Source organism: Campylobacteraceae bacterium, assembly GCA_013215945.1.
Taxonomy (GTDB): Bacteria; Campylobacterota; Campylobacteria; order Campylobacterales; family Arcobacteraceae; genus NORP36.
In genome coordinates, this window is record JABSOM010000003.1 from 1 (window position 1) to 22,590 (window position 22,590).

Annotated in this window: 25 protein-coding genes; 12 read left to right on the forward strand and 13 right to left on the reverse strand. The window is 28.2% G+C overall.

The genetic code is table 11. The features are described 5' to 3' along the window. Positions 1–205: 205 nt before the first annotated feature. Positions 206–1,030, reverse strand: a complete 825-nt coding sequence (locus tag HRT41_03560; GenBank protein ID NQY23081.1) for a pantoate--beta-alanine ligase — start codon at positions 1,028–1,030, stop codon at positions 206–208. A 153-nt stretch (positions 1,031–1,183) separates the two neighbouring features. On the opposite strand from HRT41_03560, the gene HRT41_03565 reads away from it, so the two are divergent. Further along, positions 1,184–1,534 carry a holo-ACP synthase gene (locus HRT41_03565; GenBank protein ID NQY23082.1) on the forward strand — a complete coding sequence of 117 codons (351 nt, stop codon included), beginning with the start codon at positions 1,184–1,186 and terminating at the stop codon, positions 1,532–1,534. On the opposite strand, the gene HRT41_03570 is transcribed toward HRT41_03565, so the two are convergent. The 3 genes from HRT41_03570 to ruvX all read right to left on the reverse strand — a co-directional run bounded on the left by HRT41_03570 (position 1,531) and on the right by ruvX (position 2,634). Continuing rightward, positions 1,531–1,761 (reverse strand): hypothetical protein, encoded by a 231-nt coding sequence (locus tag HRT41_03570; GenBank protein ID NQY23083.1) that lies wholly within the window; start codon positions 1,759–1,761, stop codon positions 1,531–1,533. The two genes, HRT41_03565 and HRT41_03570, sit on opposite strands and share 4 nt — an antisense overlap. Positions 1,762–1,885: 124 nt before the next feature. Beyond that, positions 1,886–2,248, reverse strand: a complete 363-nt coding sequence (gene nrtS, locus HRT41_03575; GenBank protein NQY23084.1) for a nitrate/nitrite transporter NrtS — start codon at positions 2,246–2,248, stop codon at positions 1,886–1,888. Continuing rightward, positions 2,245–2,634, reverse strand: a complete 390-nt coding sequence (gene ruvX, locus HRT41_03580) for a Holliday junction resolvase RuvX (GenBank protein ID NQY23085.1) — start codon at positions 2,632–2,634, stop codon at positions 2,245–2,247. Before ruvX ends, nrtS begins: the two co-directional genes overlap by 4 nt. Positions 2,635–2,725: 91 nt before the next feature. Here ruvX and serB point away from each other — a divergent pair, with 91 nt between their 5' ends. From serB to HRT41_03595, 3 genes are all read left to right on the forward strand, one after another. Further along, positions 2,726–3,346, forward strand: a complete 621-nt coding sequence (gene serB / locus HRT41_03585; protein NQY23086.1) for a phosphoserine phosphatase SerB — start codon at positions 2,726–2,728, stop codon at positions 3,344–3,346. An 8-nt stretch (positions 3,347–3,354) separates the two neighbouring features. Then, positions 3,355–4,350, forward strand: a complete 996-nt coding sequence (locus HRT41_03590; protein ID NQY23087.1) for a transaldolase — start codon at positions 3,355–3,357, stop codon at positions 4,348–4,350. Between the two features lie 276 nt (positions 4,351–4,626). After that, the gene (locus tag HRT41_03595) at positions 4,627–5,979 is read left to right on the forward strand and encodes a 3-deoxy-7-phosphoheptulonate synthase class II (protein ID NQY23088.1); all 1,353 of its coding nucleotides are present in this window, start codon (positions 4,627–4,629) and stop codon (positions 5,977–5,979) included. Positions 5,980–6,042: 63 nt separating this feature from the next. Here the strand turns inward: HRT41_03595 and HRT41_03600 are convergent, their stop codons facing one another. The 8 genes from HRT41_03600 to HRT41_03635 form a co-directional block, all read right to left on the reverse strand. Continuing rightward, positions 6,043–6,384 (reverse strand): Spx/MgsR family RNA polymerase-binding regulatory protein, encoded by a 342-nt coding sequence (locus HRT41_03600; GenBank protein ID NQY23089.1) that lies wholly within the window; start codon positions 6,382–6,384, stop codon positions 6,043–6,045. 9 nt (positions 6,385–6,393) lie between these two features. Next, complete coding sequence (gene gatC / locus HRT41_03605) at positions 6,394–6,684, reverse strand: Asp-tRNA(Asn)/Glu-tRNA(Gln) amidotransferase subunit GatC (protein ID NQY23090.1); 291 nt, start codon at positions 6,682–6,684, stop codon at positions 6,394–6,396. A 93-nt stretch (positions 6,685–6,777) separates the two neighbouring features. Beyond that, positions 6,778–7,899, reverse strand: a complete 1,122-nt coding sequence (tgt, locus tag HRT41_03610; protein ID NQY23091.1) for a tRNA guanosine(34) transglycosylase Tgt — start codon at positions 7,897–7,899, stop codon at positions 6,778–6,780. A 25-nt stretch (positions 7,900–7,924) separates the two neighbouring features. Further along, positions 7,925–8,536, reverse strand: coding sequence for an amino acid transporter (locus HRT41_03615; GenBank protein ID NQY23092.1), 612 nt, complete (start codon positions 8,534–8,536; stop codon positions 7,925–7,927). Continuing rightward, on the reverse strand, positions 8,536–9,174 hold the full coding sequence (locus HRT41_03620) for a MarC family protein (GenBank protein NQY23093.1): 639 nt from the start codon (positions 9,172–9,174) through the stop codon (positions 8,536–8,538). The genes HRT41_03615 and HRT41_03620 overlap by 1 nt, the downstream gene beginning before the upstream one ends. Continuing rightward, positions 9,175–10,149 (reverse strand): amino acid ABC transporter permease, encoded by a 975-nt coding sequence (locus tag HRT41_03625; protein NQY23094.1) that lies wholly within the window; start codon positions 10,147–10,149, stop codon positions 9,175–9,177. It lies immediately after the preceding gene. Next, positions 10,149–10,961 carry a transporter substrate-binding domain-containing protein gene (locus HRT41_03630; protein ID NQY23095.1) on the reverse strand — a complete coding sequence of 271 codons (813 nt, stop codon included), beginning with the start codon at positions 10,959–10,961 and terminating at the stop codon, positions 10,149–10,151. Before HRT41_03630 ends, HRT41_03625 begins: the two co-directional genes overlap by 1 nt. A gap of 128 nt (positions 10,962–11,089) precedes the next feature. Next, complete coding sequence (locus HRT41_03635) at positions 11,090–11,830, reverse strand: amino acid ABC transporter ATP-binding protein (protein ID NQY23096.1); 741 nt, start codon at positions 11,828–11,830, stop codon at positions 11,090–11,092. A 295-nt stretch (positions 11,831–12,125) separates the two neighbouring features. Between HRT41_03635 and HRT41_03640 the strand changes: the two genes are divergently transcribed. Continuing rightward, positions 12,126–13,016 carry a DMT family transporter gene (locus HRT41_03640; protein NQY23097.1) on the forward strand — a complete coding sequence of 297 codons (891 nt, stop codon included), beginning with the start codon at positions 12,126–12,128 and terminating at the stop codon, positions 13,014–13,016. Here HRT41_03640 and HRT41_03645 read toward each other — a convergent pair. After that, a complete protein-coding gene (locus tag HRT41_03645) occupies positions 13,006–13,980 on the reverse strand; it encodes a diguanylate cyclase (protein ID NQY23098.1) in 975 nt (324 codons plus the stop codon). The two genes, HRT41_03640 and HRT41_03645, sit on opposite strands and share 11 nt — an antisense overlap. Positions 13,981–14,095: 115 nt before the next feature. Here HRT41_03645 and HRT41_03650 point away from each other — a divergent pair, with 115 nt between their 5' ends. Genes HRT41_03650 through HRT41_03680 form a run of 7 tightly spaced genes read left to right on the forward strand, consistent with a single transcriptional unit; the run spans position 14,096 to position 22,510 of the window. After that, a complete protein-coding gene (locus tag HRT41_03650; GenBank protein ID NQY23099.1) occupies positions 14,096–15,442 on the forward strand; it encodes a TolC family protein in 1,347 nt (448 codons plus the stop codon). Positions 15,443–15,481: 39 nt separating this feature from the next. Next, entirely contained in the window at positions 15,482–16,354 is an 873-nt protein-coding gene (locus HRT41_03655) for a PhnD/SsuA/transferrin family substrate-binding protein (protein NQY23100.1), read from the forward strand. Continuing rightward, positions 16,354–17,988, forward strand: a complete 1,635-nt coding sequence (locus HRT41_03660) for a HAMP domain-containing protein (protein ID NQY23101.1) — start codon at positions 16,354–16,356, stop codon at positions 17,986–17,988. Before HRT41_03655 ends, HRT41_03660 begins: the two co-directional genes overlap by 1 nt. 46 nt (positions 17,989–18,034) lie before the next feature. Beyond that, the gene (locus HRT41_03665) at positions 18,035–19,480 is read left to right on the forward strand and encodes a potassium transporter TrkA (GenBank protein NQY23102.1); all 1,446 of its coding nucleotides are present in this window, start codon (positions 18,035–18,037) and stop codon (positions 19,478–19,480) included. 19 nt (positions 19,481–19,499) lie between these two features. Continuing rightward, the gene (locus HRT41_03670; protein ID NQY23103.1) at positions 19,500–20,636 is read left to right on the forward strand and encodes a succinyldiaminopimelate transaminase; all 1,137 of its coding nucleotides are present in this window, start codon (positions 19,500–19,502) and stop codon (positions 20,634–20,636) included. Continuing rightward, the gene (locus HRT41_03675) at positions 20,623–21,201 is read left to right on the forward strand and encodes a hypothetical protein (GenBank protein NQY23104.1); all 579 of its coding nucleotides are present in this window, start codon (positions 20,623–20,625) and stop codon (positions 21,199–21,201) included. The genes HRT41_03670 and HRT41_03675 overlap by 14 nt, the downstream gene beginning before the upstream one ends. 1 nt (position 21,202) lies before the next feature. After that, entirely contained in the window at positions 21,203–22,510 is a 1,308-nt protein-coding gene (locus tag HRT41_03680) for a UDP-N-acetylmuramate--L-alanine ligase (GenBank protein ID NQY23105.1), read from the forward strand. Positions 22,511–22,590: the final 80 nt, after the last annotated feature.

Consider the following 22,590-nt stretch of genomic DNA (forward strand, 5'->3'; position numbering starts at 1 on the left):
CGTTGCCAGATTTAAGTATTTTATAAAGCTTTATCTTATTCAACTCTAAGTTGTTTAAGGTAAAGCTTTTTTTTTGCATTTTAACTATTGATTTTAACTGAATAGGATTTTATACCTTATCTCTTATGAATTTATTCTATTTCAAGATAATTCTGAAATCCTTTCACTATTCACTATTCACTATTCACTATTCACTATTCACTATTTAAACCCAAAGATTATCTAATAATCTTGTATTTCCAAATCTAACAACTAGTAAGATAATAGTGTTATTTTTTTGTATTTTAGGAATTTCATTAAATTCTCTATCGACAATAGAAAGATATTCAATATCTTGGTCTTTTAATATATTTTTCATAGCATTAACAATTGTTTTTGTATTGTTTTCATTTTGCAAGATTAGTTTTTTCGCATTGTTTAACGATTGGGATAAAGTAAGTGCATTTTTTCTTTGTTCTTTACTTAGATATATATTTCTTGAACTTAATGCTAAACCATCCTCTTCTCTTATTATTTCGCATTCAATAATATTAATAGCTAAGAATAAGTTTTTTACCATTTTAGAAATTAAACTAAGTTGTTGTGCATCTTTTTTCCCAAAATATGCATTTGTTGGGCGGATTAAATTAAAGAGTTTTAGAACTATTTGTAAGACCCCATCAAAGTGCCCTGGACGTGTTGCACCTTCTAGTATATATGAAGATAACTTCGGTGCTTTAATAAGAACTTCATCTGTACTTTGGTACATAATTTCTTTTGTAGGCATAAAAACATAGTCTACTTTATATTGTTCACATATGTTAATATCTCTAAGATCATCTTTGGGATAAGCAGATAAATCTTCATGTGCTAAAAATTGTGTTGGGTTAATAAATAAAGATACTATTGTAATGTCATTGTTTAGTTTTGCTTTTTTAATTAAGGAAATATGTCCACTGTGCAAAGCTCCCATAGTAGGTACAAAACCTATGCTTTTATTTAAATTCTTTCTAATATTTTGTAAGTCTTCAATTGTAGTAATAATTTTCAAATCTTGTCCTTCTTGTTGGAAATTATAGCTAGTTTAGATTTTATTTTGTCTAAAAAGAAGGGTATTATATTAAATAATGAATATCTCTTGTGATTTAATACATTAAAAAAAGTATAGTGCTATAATTGTGATAAATAAAGATAAGGTAAATTTATGATAGGCGTAGATGTAGTCAGTATTGAACGTATTAAAAAAATGCATGATAAATTTGGCCCAAAAGCATACAAAAAGTTTTTAAACGATGAAGAAATTCTTTTGATTAAAAAAAGTGAAACAGCAGCCGGTTTTTGGGCGGCAAAAGAAGCGGCATCAAAAGCCTTAGGAACAGGTATTGGTAAAATGTGTTCATTTCATGATATTTACATTAGTAAAACAAATAAAAATGCACCAATAATTTCATTTTCAAAAAAAGTACATGAGTATTTTAAGATAAAAAAAGCTCATGTATCAATAGCACATGATGCAGGTTTTGCTATTGCGATTGTACATTTAGAAAAATACTAAGCGTTTAACTTTAAGAGTAAGTCTTTTCCTAAATTAATGTTGTTATTTGAGCCTTTTATAGCTTTTTGAGTATCAATAATTAAGTTTGAAATTTTATTTTTAATGGTATCTGAACCATTTAATTGCTGGCTGACGTTTTGTGAAATATCTATAGCATTTTGGCTGTTCTTTTTTGATATATCAATTAAGTAGCGTAATTTTTCTATTGCATCTTTTGAGATGTTCACAGGATTTTCTACTTGTTCTTGTACCTTAATATTTTTTTTTGTGATGTGTGTAATTTCATTGCCAATATTTACAGTTGATTGTTTAAAACTTCTTTTTCAATTTCTATTAGAGCCATAGCTTTTTTTATTTAATAAATATCCATGATGTTTTATTCCCACATATATCGCATTTTGGAATTTTTGCATTTTCTGTAATAAATATTCTTTTATTACAATTTTCACATCTTAAATTTGCATCTACTAATGCTATTTCATCTTGTTTAAACTTCATTTTCATAGTGATTGCTGTATACATAGAAACACAGAAGGGAACACAAAAAGTAAATAATAGTTTTGTCAAGTGTATATTATGCATATCCAGGCTTAATAAATGTTCACCTTGATTAATTAAGTTTAAAATAATTCCAACAACAAATGCAATTTTTAATGCTTTTATTATTAACTCTTTTTTTAAAGCAATATGTAAAATCAATTGATATTTTTTCATATCCTACCTTTTTTTGATACATATCTTTCTAATATTATTTTTGCAGCAAGTGAATCTATTCTTCCATCTCTTTTAATTTTAATTTTTCCTTTTAATAAATCTTTTGCTTCAACTGAAGACATATTTTCTTCTTGTAATTCATAGGGGATCTTTAAGTCTAAAAGCCCAATAAAATGTTGAATTCTTTTTTGCATATCAGGACTCGCACTTGGATATCCTACAATTAAGATATCAATTTCCCATTCTTCTAAAAAAAGATTAACATCTTTGGCTGCTTGATTTCTATTTTTTCTTAAAATTGCTGGGATAGGACTTACTATATTACTTTGTAAACAAATAGCTAAGCCAATTCTTTTTAATCCAATATCAATTGACGCCATTTTCATATCTTACCTTTGTTTCACGCTTAATTTCATTTTAAATGATTTAGTATAATTTAGGTATTATAGCTACTAATTTATAAAAATAGGGACAGACATGAAACTAGCAGTATTTGATTTTGATTCAACATTAATGGATGGAGAAACAATTGATTTTTTAGCAAAAGAGCTTGGTTTAGAAGAAAAAGTCTCTTTAATTACAGAAGAAGCAATGAGTGGTCGCTTGGATTTTTTTGAATCATTAAGCACAAGAGTTGCTTTATTAAAAGGTTTGGAATATAATAAAGTACTAAGTATTTGCAAGAACCTACCTTTAATGCCCGGTGCATTAGAACTAATTCCTAAATTGAAAGAAAAAGGCTATAAAGTAGTTTGTTTCTCAGGTGGTTTTAGAACGGCAACTGGTCCAGCTTCCAAAGTTTTAGGATTAGATGCAGATTTCTCAAATATATTACATGAAAAAAATGGGATATTAACGGGTTTAGTTGGAGGAGATATGATGTTTAGCTCTTCAAAAGGAGATATGATTAATCGTTTACAAGGATTAATGGGTATATCAAAAGAAAATACTTTAGTCTGCGGTGATGGGGCAAATGATGTATCTATGTTTAAATATGCAGATATCAGAATCGCTTTTTGTGCAAGAGAAGTTCTTAAAAAAGAAGCCAACATTATTATCGATACAAAAGATTTAACAAAAATATTATCAAGTATATAGGGGTTATTATGAGTTTAAAAAAAGAAATAAATTTTTCATTGTGGTGTGATTTTATAGAAAGGGATTTTTTAGAAAATCAATTTAAAGATTTGATTTCAAGTGATATTATCCATGGGGCTACTTCAAATCCTGCTATATTCGCATCTTCAATTATAAATTCCAGTGCATACAAACAACAATTGGTTATGTTACAAGCCAATAACGCAAAAACAATTTATGAAGAACTGGCAATTAAAGATATTAAAAGAGCTGCTGAACTACTAGGATCTTTGCACGATGAAAATGATGATGATGGTTTTATTTCATTAGAAGTTGATCCAAGCTTATGTGACGATTCACAAGGAACTATTGAAGAAGGAATAAGATTATTCGCTTCTTTAGCTAAAGACAATGTAATGATTAAAGTTCCTGCTACAAAAGCTGGATTTATTGCAATGAAAGCTTTGACTGCAAAAGGTATTAATGTTAATTCTACACTTGTTTTTTCACCTTCACAAGCAAGAGAAGCATCAAAAGCTTTAAATGAAGGAATTAAAGAATCAAACAGAGATACTAAAGCAGTTGTCTCTATTTTTGTTTCCAGATTCGACCGATTATGCGATTTGAAATTTGCAGGTCTTTCTTTACCAAAAGCGAAACTTGGGATTATTAATGCAACAAAGTGTTACCATGAAATCAATAAATTTAGAAATAAAAATATTCGTACACTTTTTGCAAGTACTTCTGTAAAAGGGGATGAATTAGAACCAACGTATTATGTTGACAATTTACTTTTTCCTAATTCTGTTAATACAGCACCTTTAGGAACGATTGAAGATTATATAAAAGAAGGTAAAAAAGTAGAAGCAAATATAGCTTCAGTAAAAGAATGTGATGCATTTTTTGAACTTCTTGAAAAGAATAATATTAATATGAATGATATATACAATACTTTATTAAAAGATGGTTTAGATTCTTTTAGAGTATCTTTTGAAGACATGTTGTCAAAATTAACTAAGCAGTAAATACTACTTTATTTACAGCTAAAATTTTATTTTTAGCTGTATTTCATATCCTTAATCTCTAAATCTCTAGGTACATACTAAGTTCTTTAATAAACTTTCGTATTAAAAAGCATTAAATTATTCATATATTAAAATAGCGCTTATGTTTCTAATTTATCCAATGCAAGGCAATTTATAAGCAAAAACTTTTAAAGTATTGAATAAATGATTAAGAGGCAATAGAATTCAGCTTTTTTTAGATAAACTCATTGCTTATTAAAATATAAAAGGAGTTATATGAATAACTGGGATACTGGAAGTTGGAGAAACTTTCCAATAAAACAACAACCAACATATGCAAATCAAGAACTGTTAAAAAAAGTAGAACAAGAGTTAAAATCATATCCTCCTTTAATTTTTGCTGGAGAAGCTAGAAGTTTAAGAAGTGAATTGGCACAAGTTGAAAAAGGTAAAGCTTTTTTACTTCAAGGTGGAGATTGCGCTGAGTCATTTGATGCTTTTAATGCAAATAATATAAAAGATTTGTTTAAAGCATTAATGCAAATGGCAGTGGTACTTACCTTTTCTGGAGGCTGTCCTGTTGTAAAAGTTGGACGAGTTGCTGGTCAATTTGCTAAACCTAGATCTTCTGATTTTGAAGAAATTAATGGGATATCATTACCCTCTTACAGAGGTGATATTATTAACTCTATTGGTTTTACAGAAAAAGAAAGATTACCTGATCCAAATAAATTAATAAAAGCATACAATCAAAGTGCTGCTACATTAAATTTATTACGAGCATTTTCAAGAGGTGGAATGTCTGATTTAAATCAAGTACATTCATGGAATCTTGATTTTATTAAAGACAATACTTTGGGTATTAAATACGAAGAATTAGCAGCTAAAATTACTCAAACCTTAGAGTTTATGAAAGCCTGTGGTATTACGAATGAAAATACAAGTCAATTACATGAAACAACGTTATATACTTCACATGAAGCTTTATTATTAAACTATGAAGAAGCGTTAACAAGACAAGATTCAATTACTGGTGAGTGGTATGATTGTAGTGCGCATATGTTATGGATTGGTGATAGAACAAGAGACTTAGATGGTGCCCATTTAGAGTACTTTAGAGGGATTCAAAACCCTATTGGCTGTAAAGTTGGTCCTACAATGAAAGAAGATGAATTAATTCGTCTGATTGATGCAATAAATCCTAATAATGAATCAGGAAGATTAAATCTAATTGTAAGAATGGGGGCAAATAAAGTTGCCGATATTTATCCAAAATTACTTAAAAAAGTAAAAGATGAAGGTAGAAATGTATTATGGTCATGTGATCCTATGCATGGAAATACTATTAAAGCAGATAATGGTTACAAAACAAGAGATTTTGATTCTATTTTATCTGAAGTAAAACAATTTTTCCAAATTCATAAAACTGAGGGAACTGTTGCTGGTGGAATTCACTTAGAAATGACAGGACAAGATGTAACTGAGTGTACGGGTTCTACTTCTGCTGCGATTACTCAAGAAGGTCTAAAATCTAGATATCACACACAATGTGATCCAAGATTAAATGCAGATCAAGCTTTAGAATTATCATTTATGATAGCTGAGACTTTAAAAGAAGCAAGACACTAAGTCTTCTTTTTTGGCATTAAAAAAGGGAGAGCATTTGCTTTCCCTTTTTTTTAGCTTTTTATTTTACAAAAAAGCTTTTTTGTAAGCTTCTTCATTAAAAGCTACTAACAAAGAATTTTCATTTTGTATAATAGGACGTTTAAAAAGCATTGGCTCTTTTACTAACCAACTTATTTTTTCTTCTGTACTTAAACTTAATTCTTTTAATCCTAAGGTTCTGTATTTAGCACCTTTAGCATTTAATAAAATATCTATATCAATTTCTTTTGCCCATGAAGCAATAAGTGTAGAAGGAACAGACTCTTTTTTATAATCAAAAAATTCTATTTCCAGGTTGTTTTCTTTGAAAAAACTCAAAGCTTTTCTAACACTGCTTCAGGATTTAATTCCGTAAATCCTAATCATTATTTTCCTTTATTCTATAATTTTTGGAACAATAAAATAACCATCTTCACTTTTAGGTGCATGTTTTAAAATATGTTCACTCATGTCTGAATCTGTACTAACAATATCTTCTCTAAAAGGAGTTCCACCTTCAATTGTATTAAATGTAGCATCAATATGTGAAACATCAATATCATTTAAATTTTCAACAAAATTAATGATATCTCCCAGTTCTGATTTTAATTCTTCTTTTCTAGAATCATCAATTTCTAAACTAGATAGTTTTGCAAGTTTAGCAATGAGTTTGTTATCTACTTCCATTTATTTCCTTTTATACTTGAGAGTTCTTCTTAAATTTAGGCTATTATAGCCAAAAATATTAAAAGCTTTAAATGCTTTTTTTAAAGAATAAAACTATTTTTTTCTTTTTTTATAAAATTCATCTTTAAACTCTAACCACTTATCTTCTAAGATCGCAGCTCTTGCTTCGCGCATTAGTGTAAGATAATAGTGTAAATTATGCAAAGTAGCAAGACGATAAAATGTCATTTCTCCTGCTCTGTATAAATGAGATAAATAAGCTCTGGAAAAATTACTACAGGTATAACACGAACAAGCAGGATCTAAAGGTTCTTTATCTGTTTTAAATTGTGAATTTTTAATATTCAATCTTCCAAAAGTAGTAAATAAAGTACCATTTCTTGCATTTCTTGTAGGCATAACACAATCAAACATATCAACACCTCTGTGAATATTTTCAATTAAATCTTCAGGCGTTCCTACTCCCATTAAATATCTTGGTTTATCTTTTGGCATAAACTGAGTGGTCCATTCAACTGTTTCATACATATCAACATTAGGTTCTCCTACAGATAAACCTCCAATTGCAAAACCATCATAATCACTTAATGCACATAATTGCGTAGCTGATTGTTCTCTGTATTTTTTAGAAGTTCCCCCTTGAATAATTGCAAAAATATTTTGTTTTGTACCTATTCCTTTTTTTTGCTGTTCTTTATGGTAAATTATTGCTTCTTTTGCCCATTTAGTCGTTCTGTTGATACTTTGTTCAATTCTTTCATCACTGTTTGGAAGTGCTACTAAATCATCCAAAATCATCATAATATCACTGTTTAATTCATATTGAGTATCTAATACACTTGTTGGTGTAAAATAGTGCATTGAACCATCTAAATGAGATTTAAACATAATTCCATTGTCATCAGCTTTTGATTTATCGGATAAAGAAAAAGCTTGAAAACCCCCAGAATCTGTTAAAAAAGAATTTGGAAATTTAGAATAACCATGTAAACCTCCAAATTCTTTTATTAATTTTGAACCAGGTCTTAAGTATAGGTGATAGGTATTACCAAGAATGATCTTTGCACCTAAACTCAACATGTCATTGGCATCAAGTGTTTTAACTGTTCCTTGGGTACCTACTGGCATAAATACTGGTGTTTCTATACTAGAGTGTTCTGTCTGTATTGTTGCTGCTCTTGCATTAGAAGATGTAGCATCAAGAGTAAATTTCATTTCTTGTATCCTTTGTAAGTCGTAATTATTTTATTAAGTCAATTAATGAATACGCTATGTATAACATTAATGTTCCTGTAGTTATATCTAAAAGTTTCCAAGTTATTGGTTTTTTAAAAAGAGGTATTAATAAAGAAGCACCAAATCCTAAAGCTATGAACCACAAAGCAGAAGCAGTAATAGAACCTAGAAGAAAAAATATTTTTAATTCATCCAGTACATTCGCACCAATTCCACCAATTAATACTATTGTATCTAAGTAAGTATGTGGGTTTAAAAAAGTCATTACAATAACAAGGGTAATAACTTCTTTTTTTGGTTTTGTATTGATAGTATTATCAATTTCTAAACTTTCATTTTTAAGAGCTGCTTTAAAAGAAGTAAAAGCATAAAAACATAAAAATGCAATACCAAAGAATGCAACAGCATTGATTAGTATTTGATTGTCATTAATAAAATACCCAAGGCCAAATACACCAATAGAAATTAAAAAAATATCAAATAAGATACACATAGAAACAGCCATTAGTACATGCTGTTTCAAAAGACCTAATTTAAGAACATAGGCATTTTGTGCCCCTATTGCCATTATTAAAGAGATAGTAACTATAAAACCCTGTGTGTATATGTCAAGCATTAAAGATAAGCTTTTGTAAGAGATACAATTCCACTAATTATAAACTGAACAGCAATAGCTCCTACAATTAATCCCATGAGTTTTGTTACAATATTTTGTCCTGTTAATCCGAGTATTTTTTTAAGATAAATCGAGTATTTAAAAGTAATATAGATAAGAGCAGCATTAATTAAAAAAGCTATAATTATTATTGATATATCTGTAAAAGTATTGGCTTCTTGTTTATAAATTAAAATAGTTGTAAAAATCCCTGGTCCAAAAGTAATAGGAATTCCAATAGGTATTACGGATAAATCTTCTTGTTCTTTTGAGTCTTTTTCTTCTGCTTTTGTAGGTTTCTTACTTTTGTTGGAACCTCTTACCATTTGTAGTGCCATTAAAATAAGTACTAAACCACCCATTACTTTAATAGAATTTGCATTAATTGCAAAAATTTGCAAGATAAAATCTCCTGTAAATAAAACCACAAAAAAAGCTATTATTATTGTCAACGTTGATTTTCGTGCAATGTCATTCATTTGGGAACTGGTTGTATTTGCAGGTAAAATAGATAAAACCAATGCAGAAACCCCAATGGGGTCTAAAATTGCAAAAAACGTAATCGTATTTTGCAATAAAGATTCAAAAAAAGGAGGCATTTAGCTTAAGCCACCTTTTGCTGCCATTCTTTTTTCTAATCGGTGACCTATGTAAGTTAATGAGAAAGTAATCGTTAAATACATAACTGCAACTACTATCCATGTTTCAAAGGGAGAAAATGTATTAGCAACAATTTCTCTTCCAACTTTGGTTAAATCTGTAATTGAAATAACAGATACCAAAGAGGAATCTTTTACTAAAGCAATAACTTCTCCTACTAAAGTAGGAAGTGCGCGTTTAAATGCTTGCGGTAAAATAATATGTCTCATTGTTTGAAGATATGACATACCAAGAGAGTGAGAAGCTTCCATTTGACCTTTGTCAATGGATTGAATAGCCCCTCTTAAAACTTCAGCAGTATAAGCCCCAAAGAATATTCCAAGAGAGAGAACCCCTGCATAAAATCTTTCAATATCAAAAATATTCGCAATTATAAAATAAAATAAGAAAATTTGTACTAATAAAGGAGTACCTCTAATAATTGCAATATAAACACTTGCTATGTCTTTGAAAAATTGATAAGAAGATAAGCGCATAAAAGCAACTACAATACCTATAATACTTGCTAAAATTGCAGACATGAAAGATATTTTAATAGTTACCCACATACCATTTAACATAGGTCCTGCATACCACTCTTTTTTTGAAGCAATAACTTCCCCTTGATAAACATCTTCACCTATTTCATAGTCAAAAATAAAATCACTTGTTATTTGAAGTTCTTCTTTTTCGCCTTCACTTGTAATTACAAAATATTTTCCATCTACGCTTGTGAATTTTCCATCTTTTGGAGCTTCAATAGATATTGTTTCTTCGTATGCAAAATATTTTGGAATCGAATTCCATTGCCAAACATAATTCATGTTTGATGCTGCTAAAAATAAAAAATAACCAATAGCTAAATAAAATCCTAAGGCAAGACTATGCCCTAGGTTTTTATTATGAGCTAAAGAAACTGCTTTCTTTTTTCTCATTATTGTACTCTTTTAAGCCATTTAGTATCAACCAACCATTTTTTGTATAAATTATCATGGAAGTTTACTACTTTATCTTCTTTCATTTGTCTTAAAAAGTTATTTAACCAGTTTAAGAAATCTGGATCACCTTTTCTAATTGCCCAACCTAAAGGCTCATATGTTAATGGAGTATCAAGGTGAGTTAATCTACCTTTACCTTTTCCACTCATAAATAAAACATTGTAAGGTTGATCATAAACCATTGCATCTGCATTACCATTTAATACTTCAGTTGCAGCATCTGCTTCTGTTTCAAAAGTAATGATTTTAGCTTTTTTAAAGAATTTTCTTGTTGCAATTTCACCTGTAACTCCAAGTTTAGTAGCAATTGTATATTCTTTTTTATCTAAATCTTTTGCTGATTTTACTTTTGAATCTAAGCTTTTTTTCATAATTATTGTTTGTCCAACAACAATATAAGGATTAGCAAAATTAACTTTTAAGTTTCTGCTTTGAGTAATAGTCATACCTGACATAATAATATCAAATTTTTCTGTAACTAAACCTGCAATAATACCATCCCAAGCCGTTGGTACAAATTTAACTTTTACGCCCATTTCTTTTGCCATTTTTTTAGCCATGTCAACATCATAACCGATGATTCGACCTTTTTTATCTTTCATTTCAAAAGGCATATATCCAGGTTCCATCCCTACAATTAATTCACCTCTTTCGATGATTTTATTTAGTGTAGATTTTTTCCATAGGTTAATATCACCTGCAAATAGTGTTGAGCAAAGCACAACAAAAGCTAATACTAGTTTTTTCATTTTGTTTCTCCTTTAATATAAGTACCAATAAATATGTATAAAGGTATAGGGTACTTTTTTTTATGCATTATAATGCACATAAAAAAACACTCAAGAAAAGCACTTGGCTTTTCTATTGTTTTTTTAACTTAGTGAACTAAAATTTCATTTAAAAATTGTTTGGCTCTTGCAGATTTTGGATTATTGAAAAATTCTTCAGGAGTATTTTCTTCAACAATACAGCCCTCATCCATGAAAATTATTCTATCACCTACTTCTTTTGCAAAACCCATTTCATGAGTAACACACACTATTGTGTAGTTTTCACGTGCTAAGTCCTGCATTACAGATAATACATCCCCAATAGTTTCAGGGTCTAATGCAGATGTAGGTTCATCAAATAATAAAACTTTTGGTTTCATTGCAAGGGATCTTGCAATTGCAACACGTTGTTTTTGCCCTCCTGATAAATCAGCAGGATAAGCATTTGCTTTGTCTTCTAATTTAACTTTTATAAGCAATGCGAGGGCTGCTGCATTGGCATCTTTTTTAGAAGTATTTTTAACCAGCGTTTGTGCAATAGTAATATTTTCTAAAATAGTTAAATGAGGAAAAAGATTAAAATGTTGAAAAACCATACCTACTTCTGTACGGATGATTTGCATGTTCTTTTTATTTTCATGGATATTTAAATTATCAACAATTACATCCCCACTATCAATATCTTCTAAACCGTTGATACATCTAATTAAGGTCGATTTTCCTGAACCTGAAGGCCCACAAATTACTACAATTTCACCTTCTTTTACATGAAAGTTAATTTCCTTTAAGACATGAAAATCATCAAAGAACTTATCTACATTTGACATTTGTATACTAATATTACTCATTTTTCCTCTTTTATTTAAATAAAAAATCATCAAATAAAAGCTAAAACATACTCTATTTTTAAGCTGCAAAGAAACACTTTAGAAAATGTTTTAATTTTTAATCGATTTAAATTCTATTGAATTTTTTGTTAAAGCTAAGTTAAACCCTTAAGTATAAAGGGAAGTTTAATGAAGAATTAATTTAATAGGATTAAATTATACAATACTTATTTTTAATTATTGATTTGTTTTAACGTAAATATTATTCATTTTTTGATAATATTCCAAAATAAAACTTGTGATTCTAAGGATAATCTTGAACTTAAGAAAAATTAAAGAGTATAAAGCAGATTTACTATTATTAAGTGTGGCAATATCATGGGGCTTGACATTTTTAATGGTGCAAGATGCCATTCAAAATGTTCCTGTATATGCATTTTTGTTTTGGCGTTTTTTTATCGCCAGTATTTTAATGTTTATAATTGCCTATAAACATTATTCAAAAATAAACATGCAATCCATTTTTTATGGTTTTGTATTGGGATGTATTTTATTTGCAGGTTTTGCAACACAGACTTTTGGATTATTGTATGTGAAAAGCTCAATTGTTGCTTTTATTACTGGTTTTAATGTTGTTTTTGTTCCTTTTTTGGCTTTGGTTTTTTTTAAAAAGAAAATTTATTCTAATGTTCTTGTATCTGCTTTTGTTGCTTTACTTGGTCTTTATTTATTAACAATGTCAGGATCACTGGAATTTGCTTATGGGGAGATTCTTGTATTGGTTTGTGCCTTGATGTTTGCTTTGCATATTGTTTTAACAGGGGAATTTTCACATAAAGCAAATGTTTTTATTATTGTATGTTTTCAGTTTCTTACTGTAACTGTTCTTTCAATGTGTTTTTCGCTTGGATTAGAAGAAATGACATTTATTCTTCCTTTGGATGCGACTCTTGTTAAAGCGGTATTAATTACAGCCGTATTTGCAACGGTATATGCCTTTTTAATTCAAACATATATGCAACAATATACCTCTGCTTCAAAAGCCGCAATTATCTTTACAATGGAACCTGTGAGTGCAGCATTTTTTGGGGTATATGTGGGAGATGAATTTTTAAGCCCTTATCAAATAGGAGGAGCTATTTTAATTATTTTAGCAACAGTTATTAGTGAAGTAAGGTTTAGAAAAAAAGTTAAAACTAAGCTCTAAAAGAAACAACTTTATTTCTTCCTGTTCCTTTTGCTTCATACAAGGCCTGATCTGCCCTAGCAAGTACCGTATCAATGTTTAGATCATCTTTTGTTTTTTTAGCAATGCCATTTGAAATAGTACATGAAACAATAGAATCTTTACTTTTATACGACAAAGCTTCAATTTTTTTGCGAATAACATTTACTTTTTCTTCTGCTTTTAAAGGATCTGAAGAAATAAAAAGTAATGCAAACTCTTCTCCCCCAATTCTTCCAAATACATCTTTTTCTTCAATGGCTTCGTTAATAGTTTTAGAAACCATTATTAAAATTTCATCTCCCACATTGTGACCGTAGGTATCGTTTAAATTTTTAAATTTATCGATATCCATCATTACAGCATAAATATTATTGTGTGTTGTATTTGCAAATAATTCTTTTGAAAGTGTAAAAAAGTTTCTTCTGTTATTGACTCCTGTTAAAGCATCTGTCGTTGCCAATATCTCCAGCTCTTTAGTTCTTTCTTTGACTTTTAATTCCAAAGAATCATTTAATTTATGCAATTCCTGATTTTTTTCAAGCAATTGTTTTTTTAGTATTACGGGTTCTATAGATTTTATTAAAGAGTCAATAATTTTGTAAATATCGATGGGTTTCATTATATAAGAATGAACCCCTAATTCTATTGCTTTTATTAAAAATTCCACTTCTTGATGAGCTGTTGTAATGATTAAAGGAACATTTGGTCTGATTTCATTGATTTTTTCAATCATATCCAAACCATTCATAATGGGCATATTAATATCTGTTAAAATCAAATCAATGTGATCGTTTTTTATAAATTTTTCTAAGCCTTCTTTGCCATCTGATGCTTTAATAACATTTATTTGTAACATTTCTAAAGTAATAACCGTATTTTCTTGAATATATTGATCATCTTCTACATATAAAATGGTTAGATCTTTTAAAATATCTTTAGTCATAGGTCTACTTTATAATTAATTTTAATTATTATATATATTTTTGTTTAACAAGTAGATTAAACTAATAATTTATTTTCTTTTTGATAAACTACTTATATAATTGTGAAGGCTTATAATGAAGAAAATATTATTTATTCTATTTATTGTCATAGAACTTGTGGCTACAAAAAACTATACCTTGGGTGAATCTATCAATGAAGCACTCATGAATAATAAAAAAAATAATATTTCTGTTCTTGCCTTAGAAATTGCAAAACATCAATATAAACAAGCCCAAAGTGCAAATTACCCAAGCTTAAATCTGCAATTAATAGCATCACGACTAAGTAAAGATCCAAGCATGATTATAAAGGATGACCTTGATGTTTATGTAGCTGCTCTTGGTACATCTTTATCTTTTGACCTTGATATTGATACCAAAATTGCAGGAAGAGATACCCGTTTAGCTAAACTTGAAATGCTCTATCCTTTATACACAGGTGGAAAAATAACATCGATTATCAAACAAGCTAATTTAAATAAACTCTTGGCAAAAGAAGATATAAAAAGAACAAAAACAAATATTATTTTTGATGTAAAACAGTATTTTTATGCTTATAGGCTCTCTAGTGATCTCTTCGTTTTAGCTAATGATGTGTATATTCGAATGAAAAATCTAGAAAAATTAACAAAACAGTTTTTAGAAGAAGGTGATTCTTTAAATATAAAAAAAACAGATTATTTAAATATGCAAGTAACAGTTGCATTAATTTCATCAAAAGTAGCATCTTTTAAAATAAAAAAAGAACTTTCAAAAGCTGCTTTAAAAAATGTAATGGGATTAAAATATAACTCAGATGTTGATTTCACTTATGATACAAATGATATTTCTTATAAGAATGAATCCTTAGAAAAGATTATAAAAGATGCTTATCTTAACAACAATGATTTATCAAAAATCAATATTGTTTTAGATATTTATAAAGAAAAAATTAATGAAGCGAAAGCAGAATATTATCCAGATATTGCTCTGGTTGCGAATACGACAAGAGCATACAATTCTTATAAATACAGTAAAATAAATGATAATGCATGGAGTGTGTCTTTACTTGCTAATATTCCCTTGTTTAATGGATTTGTAACAAAAAATAAAATTAAAGAAAAAGAACTAAAAAAAATAAAACTACAAGAAAATAAACATTTATTAAAAGATGGTTTAGCTCTTTTAATTAATAATGAATTTATTAAGTCGTCTTATACTTACAAACAAATTCTTTTGTTAAAAAATGCAAAAGAAATTGCCTCAGCTAACAGAGATTTAAACGTACGTGCATATAGAATTGATGCGGTAACACCAAAAGAAGTTATTGAAGCTCAATTAAGCAAAGCCTATGTAGAAATTGATTATTTAGTGCATGTGCATGATTATTTGCTTTCCTTGGCTAAGATTGAACAGTTAGTTGGAAGAAAAATTAAAAATTAAAAATAATAAATTTATTTATATTATTTATAAGGACTATATTTGAAAAGTACTGTTGTTCTTTTACTCTTTTTATTCTTTAACTCACTTCTTGCAAAAGATATTTATTTTGGTATGTATGCAAAAAAGTTTCACGTTACTGAAAAAGAAAGCAGTTTATCCTTAACAATTTGGGCAGACAAACTCAATAATATGGATGATTTAGGCATTACAATTAAAACTAAGCTTTATCAAGATGAAGAAGAACTGTATTTAGATTTTATTAAAGGCAAAGTACATTTTGCTTCTTTTCCTTCTTCGGGTTATTTAAAATATAAAGTAGATTTATTAAAAAATACTCAGCAGTTGTTTACTTTTTCTATTAGTGGACATGAAAAATTTTTCAGCTATTATTTAATAAAGAATAAAAACGGACAACTAAACTTAGATAAAAATACTATTAAAAATATTTATTTTAAAAAAAATGAAGGTACAGCTAAATTATGGATGGATCATTTAATGCTTACAAAACATAAGCTAAGTTATAAAGATATTTTTAATAAAGTATATGATTTAAAAAAACAGTCATTGCTTGTGTATAAAGTATTTTTTGGGAAAGAAAATTTTGCCGTTTTACCTAAAAGTATTTATGAGACAATTGTAGAAATTAATCCACAAATTATAAAAAATGTGGAGATCATTGAAAAATCAGAAGATATTTTTGTTTCAAGTGTGGGTTTAATTCATAAGAGTTTAGAAAAAGAATATAAAGATAAAATTCTTTTATTAACTATGGATAAAAAGTATGAGTATTTAAGAAAAGAAGCCTTTGAAATGTCAAAAATCAGTACAATGGAACTTATTGAAGAAAAAGAATTAATAGACTTTGAAAATATGTACAAAGCCTATAGTTTACTTAAAAGAAAGGCAAAATAATGGAGAGTTTAGAAAAAAATAGGTTATTTTGGAAAGTATTTTCTTTATTATTTGTAGGTATTATGATTGTTACTTCAATATTTGCAGGATACTTGTTATTACTGCAAAAAAAATCTATTATTGAGTTACTTCATTCTGAAGGAAAAAGTATTTCTCAATCAATTTCTTTTGTAACTTCAGATGCGTTAATTATAGATGATTCATCTTATTTGGTTGAATTTAATTCTGAATACATTAAAAACAATGATAAATTAAAAAATATTATTGTAGCCAAATTGGACAATCAGTATTTTAATATTGAAAAAAACTCTTGGTCTTATTTAAATAAAATCGATTCTTCTTTATTAAAAATGCAAAAAAATACTGAACGCTATAAAATTATGTATTCACCCATTTTAAAAACAAGGGTTTTTCATTATACTTATCCTATTTATTTCTCAGGGGTGCATTGGGGTTGGTTGCATCTAAGTTTTGATATAAAAGATTATGACAACAAAATTAATGAGTTGTATTTGCTCTTTGTATATTTGTTCTCTACTTTAATCGTTGCTGCTTTTTTTATCTCATTTTATATTGCTAATTTATTTGCAAGCCCCATTATTAAACTTAATCAAACAGCAACTGCAATTGCTAATGGAAATCTATCTGTTCGTTCATTAATTGATCGTAATGATGAAATAGGGGAGTTATCAAATACTTTTAATATTATGGTTAAAAATCTAGAAGAATCGCAATTAAAACTTAGATTATCTCATGAAGATTTGGAATTAAGGGTACAAAAAAGAACACAAGAAGTAAATAAAGTGAATTCGAACCTGGAGTTAAAAACAAAAGAATTGGCAGAGCTTAATAAAAATCTTGATTCAAAAGTAAAAGAAGAAATTTCCAAGCGTCATAAACACGAAAGAATACTTATTCAACAATCAAGGCTTGCTGCTATGGGAGAAATGATTGGAAATATTGCTCACCAATGGAGACAACCTTTAAATGCTTTGGGTTTAATTATTCAAAACATTCACTTTTCGTATAATAATGGTGTTTTAACCAAAGAGTTTGTTGATGATTCAATGCACAAAGGGGTACAACTTACTAATATGATGAGTAAAACTATTGATGACTTTAGAAATTTTTTCCAACCCAATAAACAAAAAGAAAAATTTTCATTAATGGCCACTATTGATACAACTATTGATTTAATTGATGCAGGCTTTAAACACAATAATATAAAAGTAAAAAAAGATATAAAAGATGAAGTAAGTGTTTTGGGTTTTCCTAATGAGTTTGCACAAGCCATGTTAAATATTTTTTCGAATGCAAAAGATGCCTTGATTGAAAATGAAATCAACGAGGGACTTATAAATATAAAGGTGTATAAAGAAGAGCTTTTTGGCTGTATTACTATATCTGACAATGCCGGTGGAATTCCTGCTGATATTATTGATAAAGTCTTTGATCCTTATTTTACTACAAAACATCAATATGCAGGTACTGGAATTGGTTTATATATGAGTAAAATTATTATTGAACAGAATATGCAAGGTTTTTTATCTGTAAGTAATGAAGAAAAAGGCGCTGTGTTTTTAATTAAAATACCACTTTCAAAGGATGAGGTTTTGAGCGAAACTCCAGTATAAATTGCATTTTTTGAAAAAACAAGTATAAAAAAGATATAATCCCAAGATGAAAAAGATACTAGTAATACTTGATGGGATTGTAGCAAAAAAATTGCTTAATAGAATTATTGAGTCAAATGTAAATGATAATTCTTATGATGTTATTTATATCAATGATGTTATTTTAGGCGAACAAAGGCCTTCAAATTTTACTTTTTATAAATTTGATCCTACTTCCAAATCGAAGATATCTATGGTTTTAGATAAAGATATACACACAGAAGTTCTCATTGCTCTTAATTCAAAAGATGAAATGTTAAATGTTATTAAAAATATTAAAGACTCAAAAAGTACTTTACATATGAGTGTTTTAGATTATTGGGGCTTAGAAATTGATGATCCTTATGTGAATGTACATCAAGGTATTGATGTACTTGCAAATGGTATGGTAGAAAGACTCCCTAATATCCCAATTTTGGCACAAAATATTGGGCTAAGACAAGGTGAAATAATGGAAATTAGAATTCCATTTGGTTCTGCTTATGCTTTTAGATATGTGGGTTCCATTGAACAAAAAGATTGGAAAATTTTTGCTTTATATAGAAATGAAGAATTAATAACCATTAAACCCTCTTTGATTTTAAAACCCAATGATACGATATTAATTATTGGAAAACCTAAAGTTTTAATGCAAGTGTATAAAGCAGTAGGTAGAACTCAAGGACAATTTCCTCGTCCTTTTGGTACAAATATTTATCTGTATTTGGATTTATATTTGCAAAGTGAAAAAGAAGTAGTACTTGCTATAAAAGAAGCATTGTTTTTGCATAAACGCTTGAAAAATAAAAAACTAATTATAAAAATTACACGTCCAACCAATGTTGGAATAATGAATCAAATAAAAGAACTGGTAAAGAGTTTAGAAAAAACGGTTATTATTGATATGGATTATGCAAACAGTAAGTTTGCAAAGATTATGAAAAGTGATATTAAAAAATACGATATTGGTGTTTTAATGTTGTCTCATAAGCTTTTTTTTATGAGAGGATATTTAAATGAACTTGAAGAAATCAAAATACCTATTTTTAAAATTGGGTTAAATGAAATTGCAAGTACCAAAGAAACTTTTGTTCTTTTAAATGATACAAAATCCTATGAGCAAATATCTCCAATTGTTTTTGATATTTCAGCTCAGTTATCTACAAAAACTAAGATATTTGACATGGATCCTATTGGATTTGATGATAAAGAAGAGAAAAAAAGACTTTTAGAACACTTTGAAAATTTAGCAAAAATCTTTAATCAAAGAATTGAAATACAAAGTAAAGATGCGAATCCAATTAAAAAATTAAAAGAACAGAAGAATATTTTGCAAATTATGCCTTTTAAAAAAGAGATGCTGAAAAAACGCTATTTCTTTGATTTCTTTTATACTAATTCTGATTTAATTTCTTTTGATATGGAACATTTTAATCAGATTTTAATTCCTATTGTTGAAGATGAAGACGAATAAATTTAAATAAGGAGAAAATGTGGTATTTGAAAAATATCCTTTTGAACGATTAACTGAATTATTAGAAGGTATTACTCCTAATAATAATTATGATTTATCAGCATTAACGATTGGTGAACCTCAGTTTGAAACGCCTACTTTTATTAAAGAAGAATTAAATACAAGCAGTGATTTACTTAAAAAATATCCTGCATCTGCTGGTTTACCTGTACTAAAAGATGCTATGCTTTCTTTTGTTCAAAACAGATTTAATGTAAGCTTGAAAAAAGAAGAGATTATTCCAACGTTAGGAACACGAGAAGTTTTATTTAATTTCCCACAATTTTTATTATTTGATGTGAAAAATCCAGTGATTGCATTTCCAAATCCTTTTTATCAAATATATGAAGGGGCAGGTATTGTTACCAAATCCAGAGTAATTCATATGAATCTTACTTCTTCTAATGAGTATAAAGCTTCTTTAAGTAAAAAAGAGATGCAAGAATGTGATTTGGTTATTTTAAATTACCCTTCCAATCCTACTGCTTCAACTGCAAGTATTGAGGAGTTAAGTCTTTGGGTGAAAAATGCTTTAGAATATGATTTTGTTTTGATAAATGATGAATGTTATTCTGAAATATATTTTGATGAAAATAAAAAACCTTGCTCACTTTTAGAAGCTTCTTTGGCTGTTTCTAATACAAGTTTTAAAAATATATTGGTTTTAAATTCTGTTTCGAAAAGAAGTTCAGCCCCAGGTTTACGTTCTGGATTTATAGCAGGGGATCAAACAATTTTAAAAGAGTATATGAAATACAGAACGTATATTGGTTGTGCTTCACCTGTACCTATTCAAATGGCTGCAAGTAAAGCTTGGAGTGATGAAGAACATGTACAAGGGTTCAGAAATATTTATAAAGAAAACTTTTTATTGGCCAAAGAGATTTTAGGAATTAAAATACCTGAGGCCACTTTTTATATTTGGTTAAAAGTAAAAGATGAACTGGAATTTACTAAAAAGCTGTACCAAGAAAAACATATTAAAGTTTTGCCCGGATCATTCTTAGGCAGAAATGGTATGGGTAAAGGTTATATACGAATTGCTTTAGTTGAAAAAAGTGAAAAAACAAAAGAAGTATTATTACGATTAAGGGATTTTATCAATGAATCAAAGTGAATTAAATGAAGCACGAAGTAATCCAGACTTTTTGGAATATTTAGAAAAAACAAGAGTAGACGCTATTAGTAGCAAAAATATTGAAGCCTTATATGAAGTCTTAGATACGATGTTAATATTGGATTTAGACGAAAGTAAAATAAATAGTATTTATGAGCATATCTTAAGTATTTCTTTTGATGAGGTTCAGATAATTATTGATAATGGTAAAAAACTTTCTTTGGATAATCATGAGCTGTATTTAGTACGGTCTTTTTATGAACATGCTATTGAAAAATGGTCAAATGAACAGTTTGATGCAGCAAAAGAATTGTTTTTTGTATTGTGCAATATTATTGAAGATGAAATTTTAGAAAAATCTTTAAATGTACATTTATTAGCTCTAGCTAGCAGTATGAGTTTGGATGATTTTTATGAGAAAAAAGTAGATTCTTCAAGTGTTTCAAGTGAAGAGAAGTATGCATATTTCATTGATGCTTATAATTTTAATATTGATGACTATTTAGAAGAGAATAAAATAAAACTAGAAAAAGAATATGCTTCTTTAAAACATTTATTGGATTAATATGAAAATACATTTTATAGGAATAGGTGGAATTGGTCTTTCTGCACTTGCGCGTTTTTTGCATCATAATGGGCATAGCGTTTGTGGTTCTGATATGAAAGATTCACCTATTACGAAAGAATTAATAAAAGAAGGAATAGAAGTATTCTTTCCTCAACGTGCAAAAAATATTCACAATCCTGATATTGTAATTTATTCTGCTGCTGTAAGTGATGAAAATCCTGAATTAATTGAATCAAGAATTAGACAAATTAGAACACTCTCAAGAAAAGAAGCCCTTCCTTTAATATTGGGGGATAAAAAGAACTATTGTGTTGCGGGAGCTCACGGTAAATCAACTACAACAGCTATCTTATCTTCTATTTTAAATTCTTCTGCTCTTATAGGAGCCATTTCGAAAGATTTTGGTTCAAACTTTAGATATGTGGATGATTTGGTTGTTTTTGAAGCAGATGAAAGCGATGCCAGTTTTTTATTATCAAATCCTTACTGTTCAATCGTAACCAATGCTGAACCTGAGCATATGGAATATTATAACTATGATTATGATAAATTTTTTGATTCTTATAAAAAATTTATTTCTTTAGGAAAAATAAAAGTTTTAAATGCAGAAGATGAATATATTAAAGCCTTAGAAATAAAAGATGCAACAAACTTATACCCAAGTATTGATATTAAAAATATTTCTTATATTTTAAAAGAAGATGAACCGTATACAAAATTTGAATTAAAAGAGTATGGTTATTTTGAAGTTTGGGGTTTTGGATATCATATTGCTATTGATACTTCACTTGCTATTATGGCTGCGCTTAATGAAATTGATGTAGAAACAATAAGAGAAAATCTTAAAAGTTACAAAGGCATTAAAAAACGTTTTGATGTATTACAAAAATGTGAACACTTTGTTTTAATTGATGATTATGCTCACCATCCTACAGAAATTGAAGCGACTATGAAATCAGTTGAATTATACGATAATTTAAAAAACCTTAATAAAAGAGTCGTTATTTGGCAACCTCATAAATATTCAAGAACCTATGATAACTTAGAAGGTTTTAAAAAATGTTTTAAACGTTGTGATGAATTAATTATTCTTCCTATTTGGACAATTCCTGGGGAGCAAATAATTGATATTGATTTTGAAAAAGAATTTGCTGCTTATAATCCTATTTTTGCGGATAAAGTTCTTGCCAAAGATTGTAGCTTAGAAATAATCAAAGATGGTAAAACAATCAAATCTTATGAAGAAGGTTTAGTTATTGGCGTAGGTGCTGGTGATATTACTTACCAATTAAGACATTCTTCTTAAGCGTTTGAGCTTTTTTTCTCGTAAGCCTTTCATTAAATAAATTTTTGTATTATAATTATTTAATAGTTAACTCATGTTTG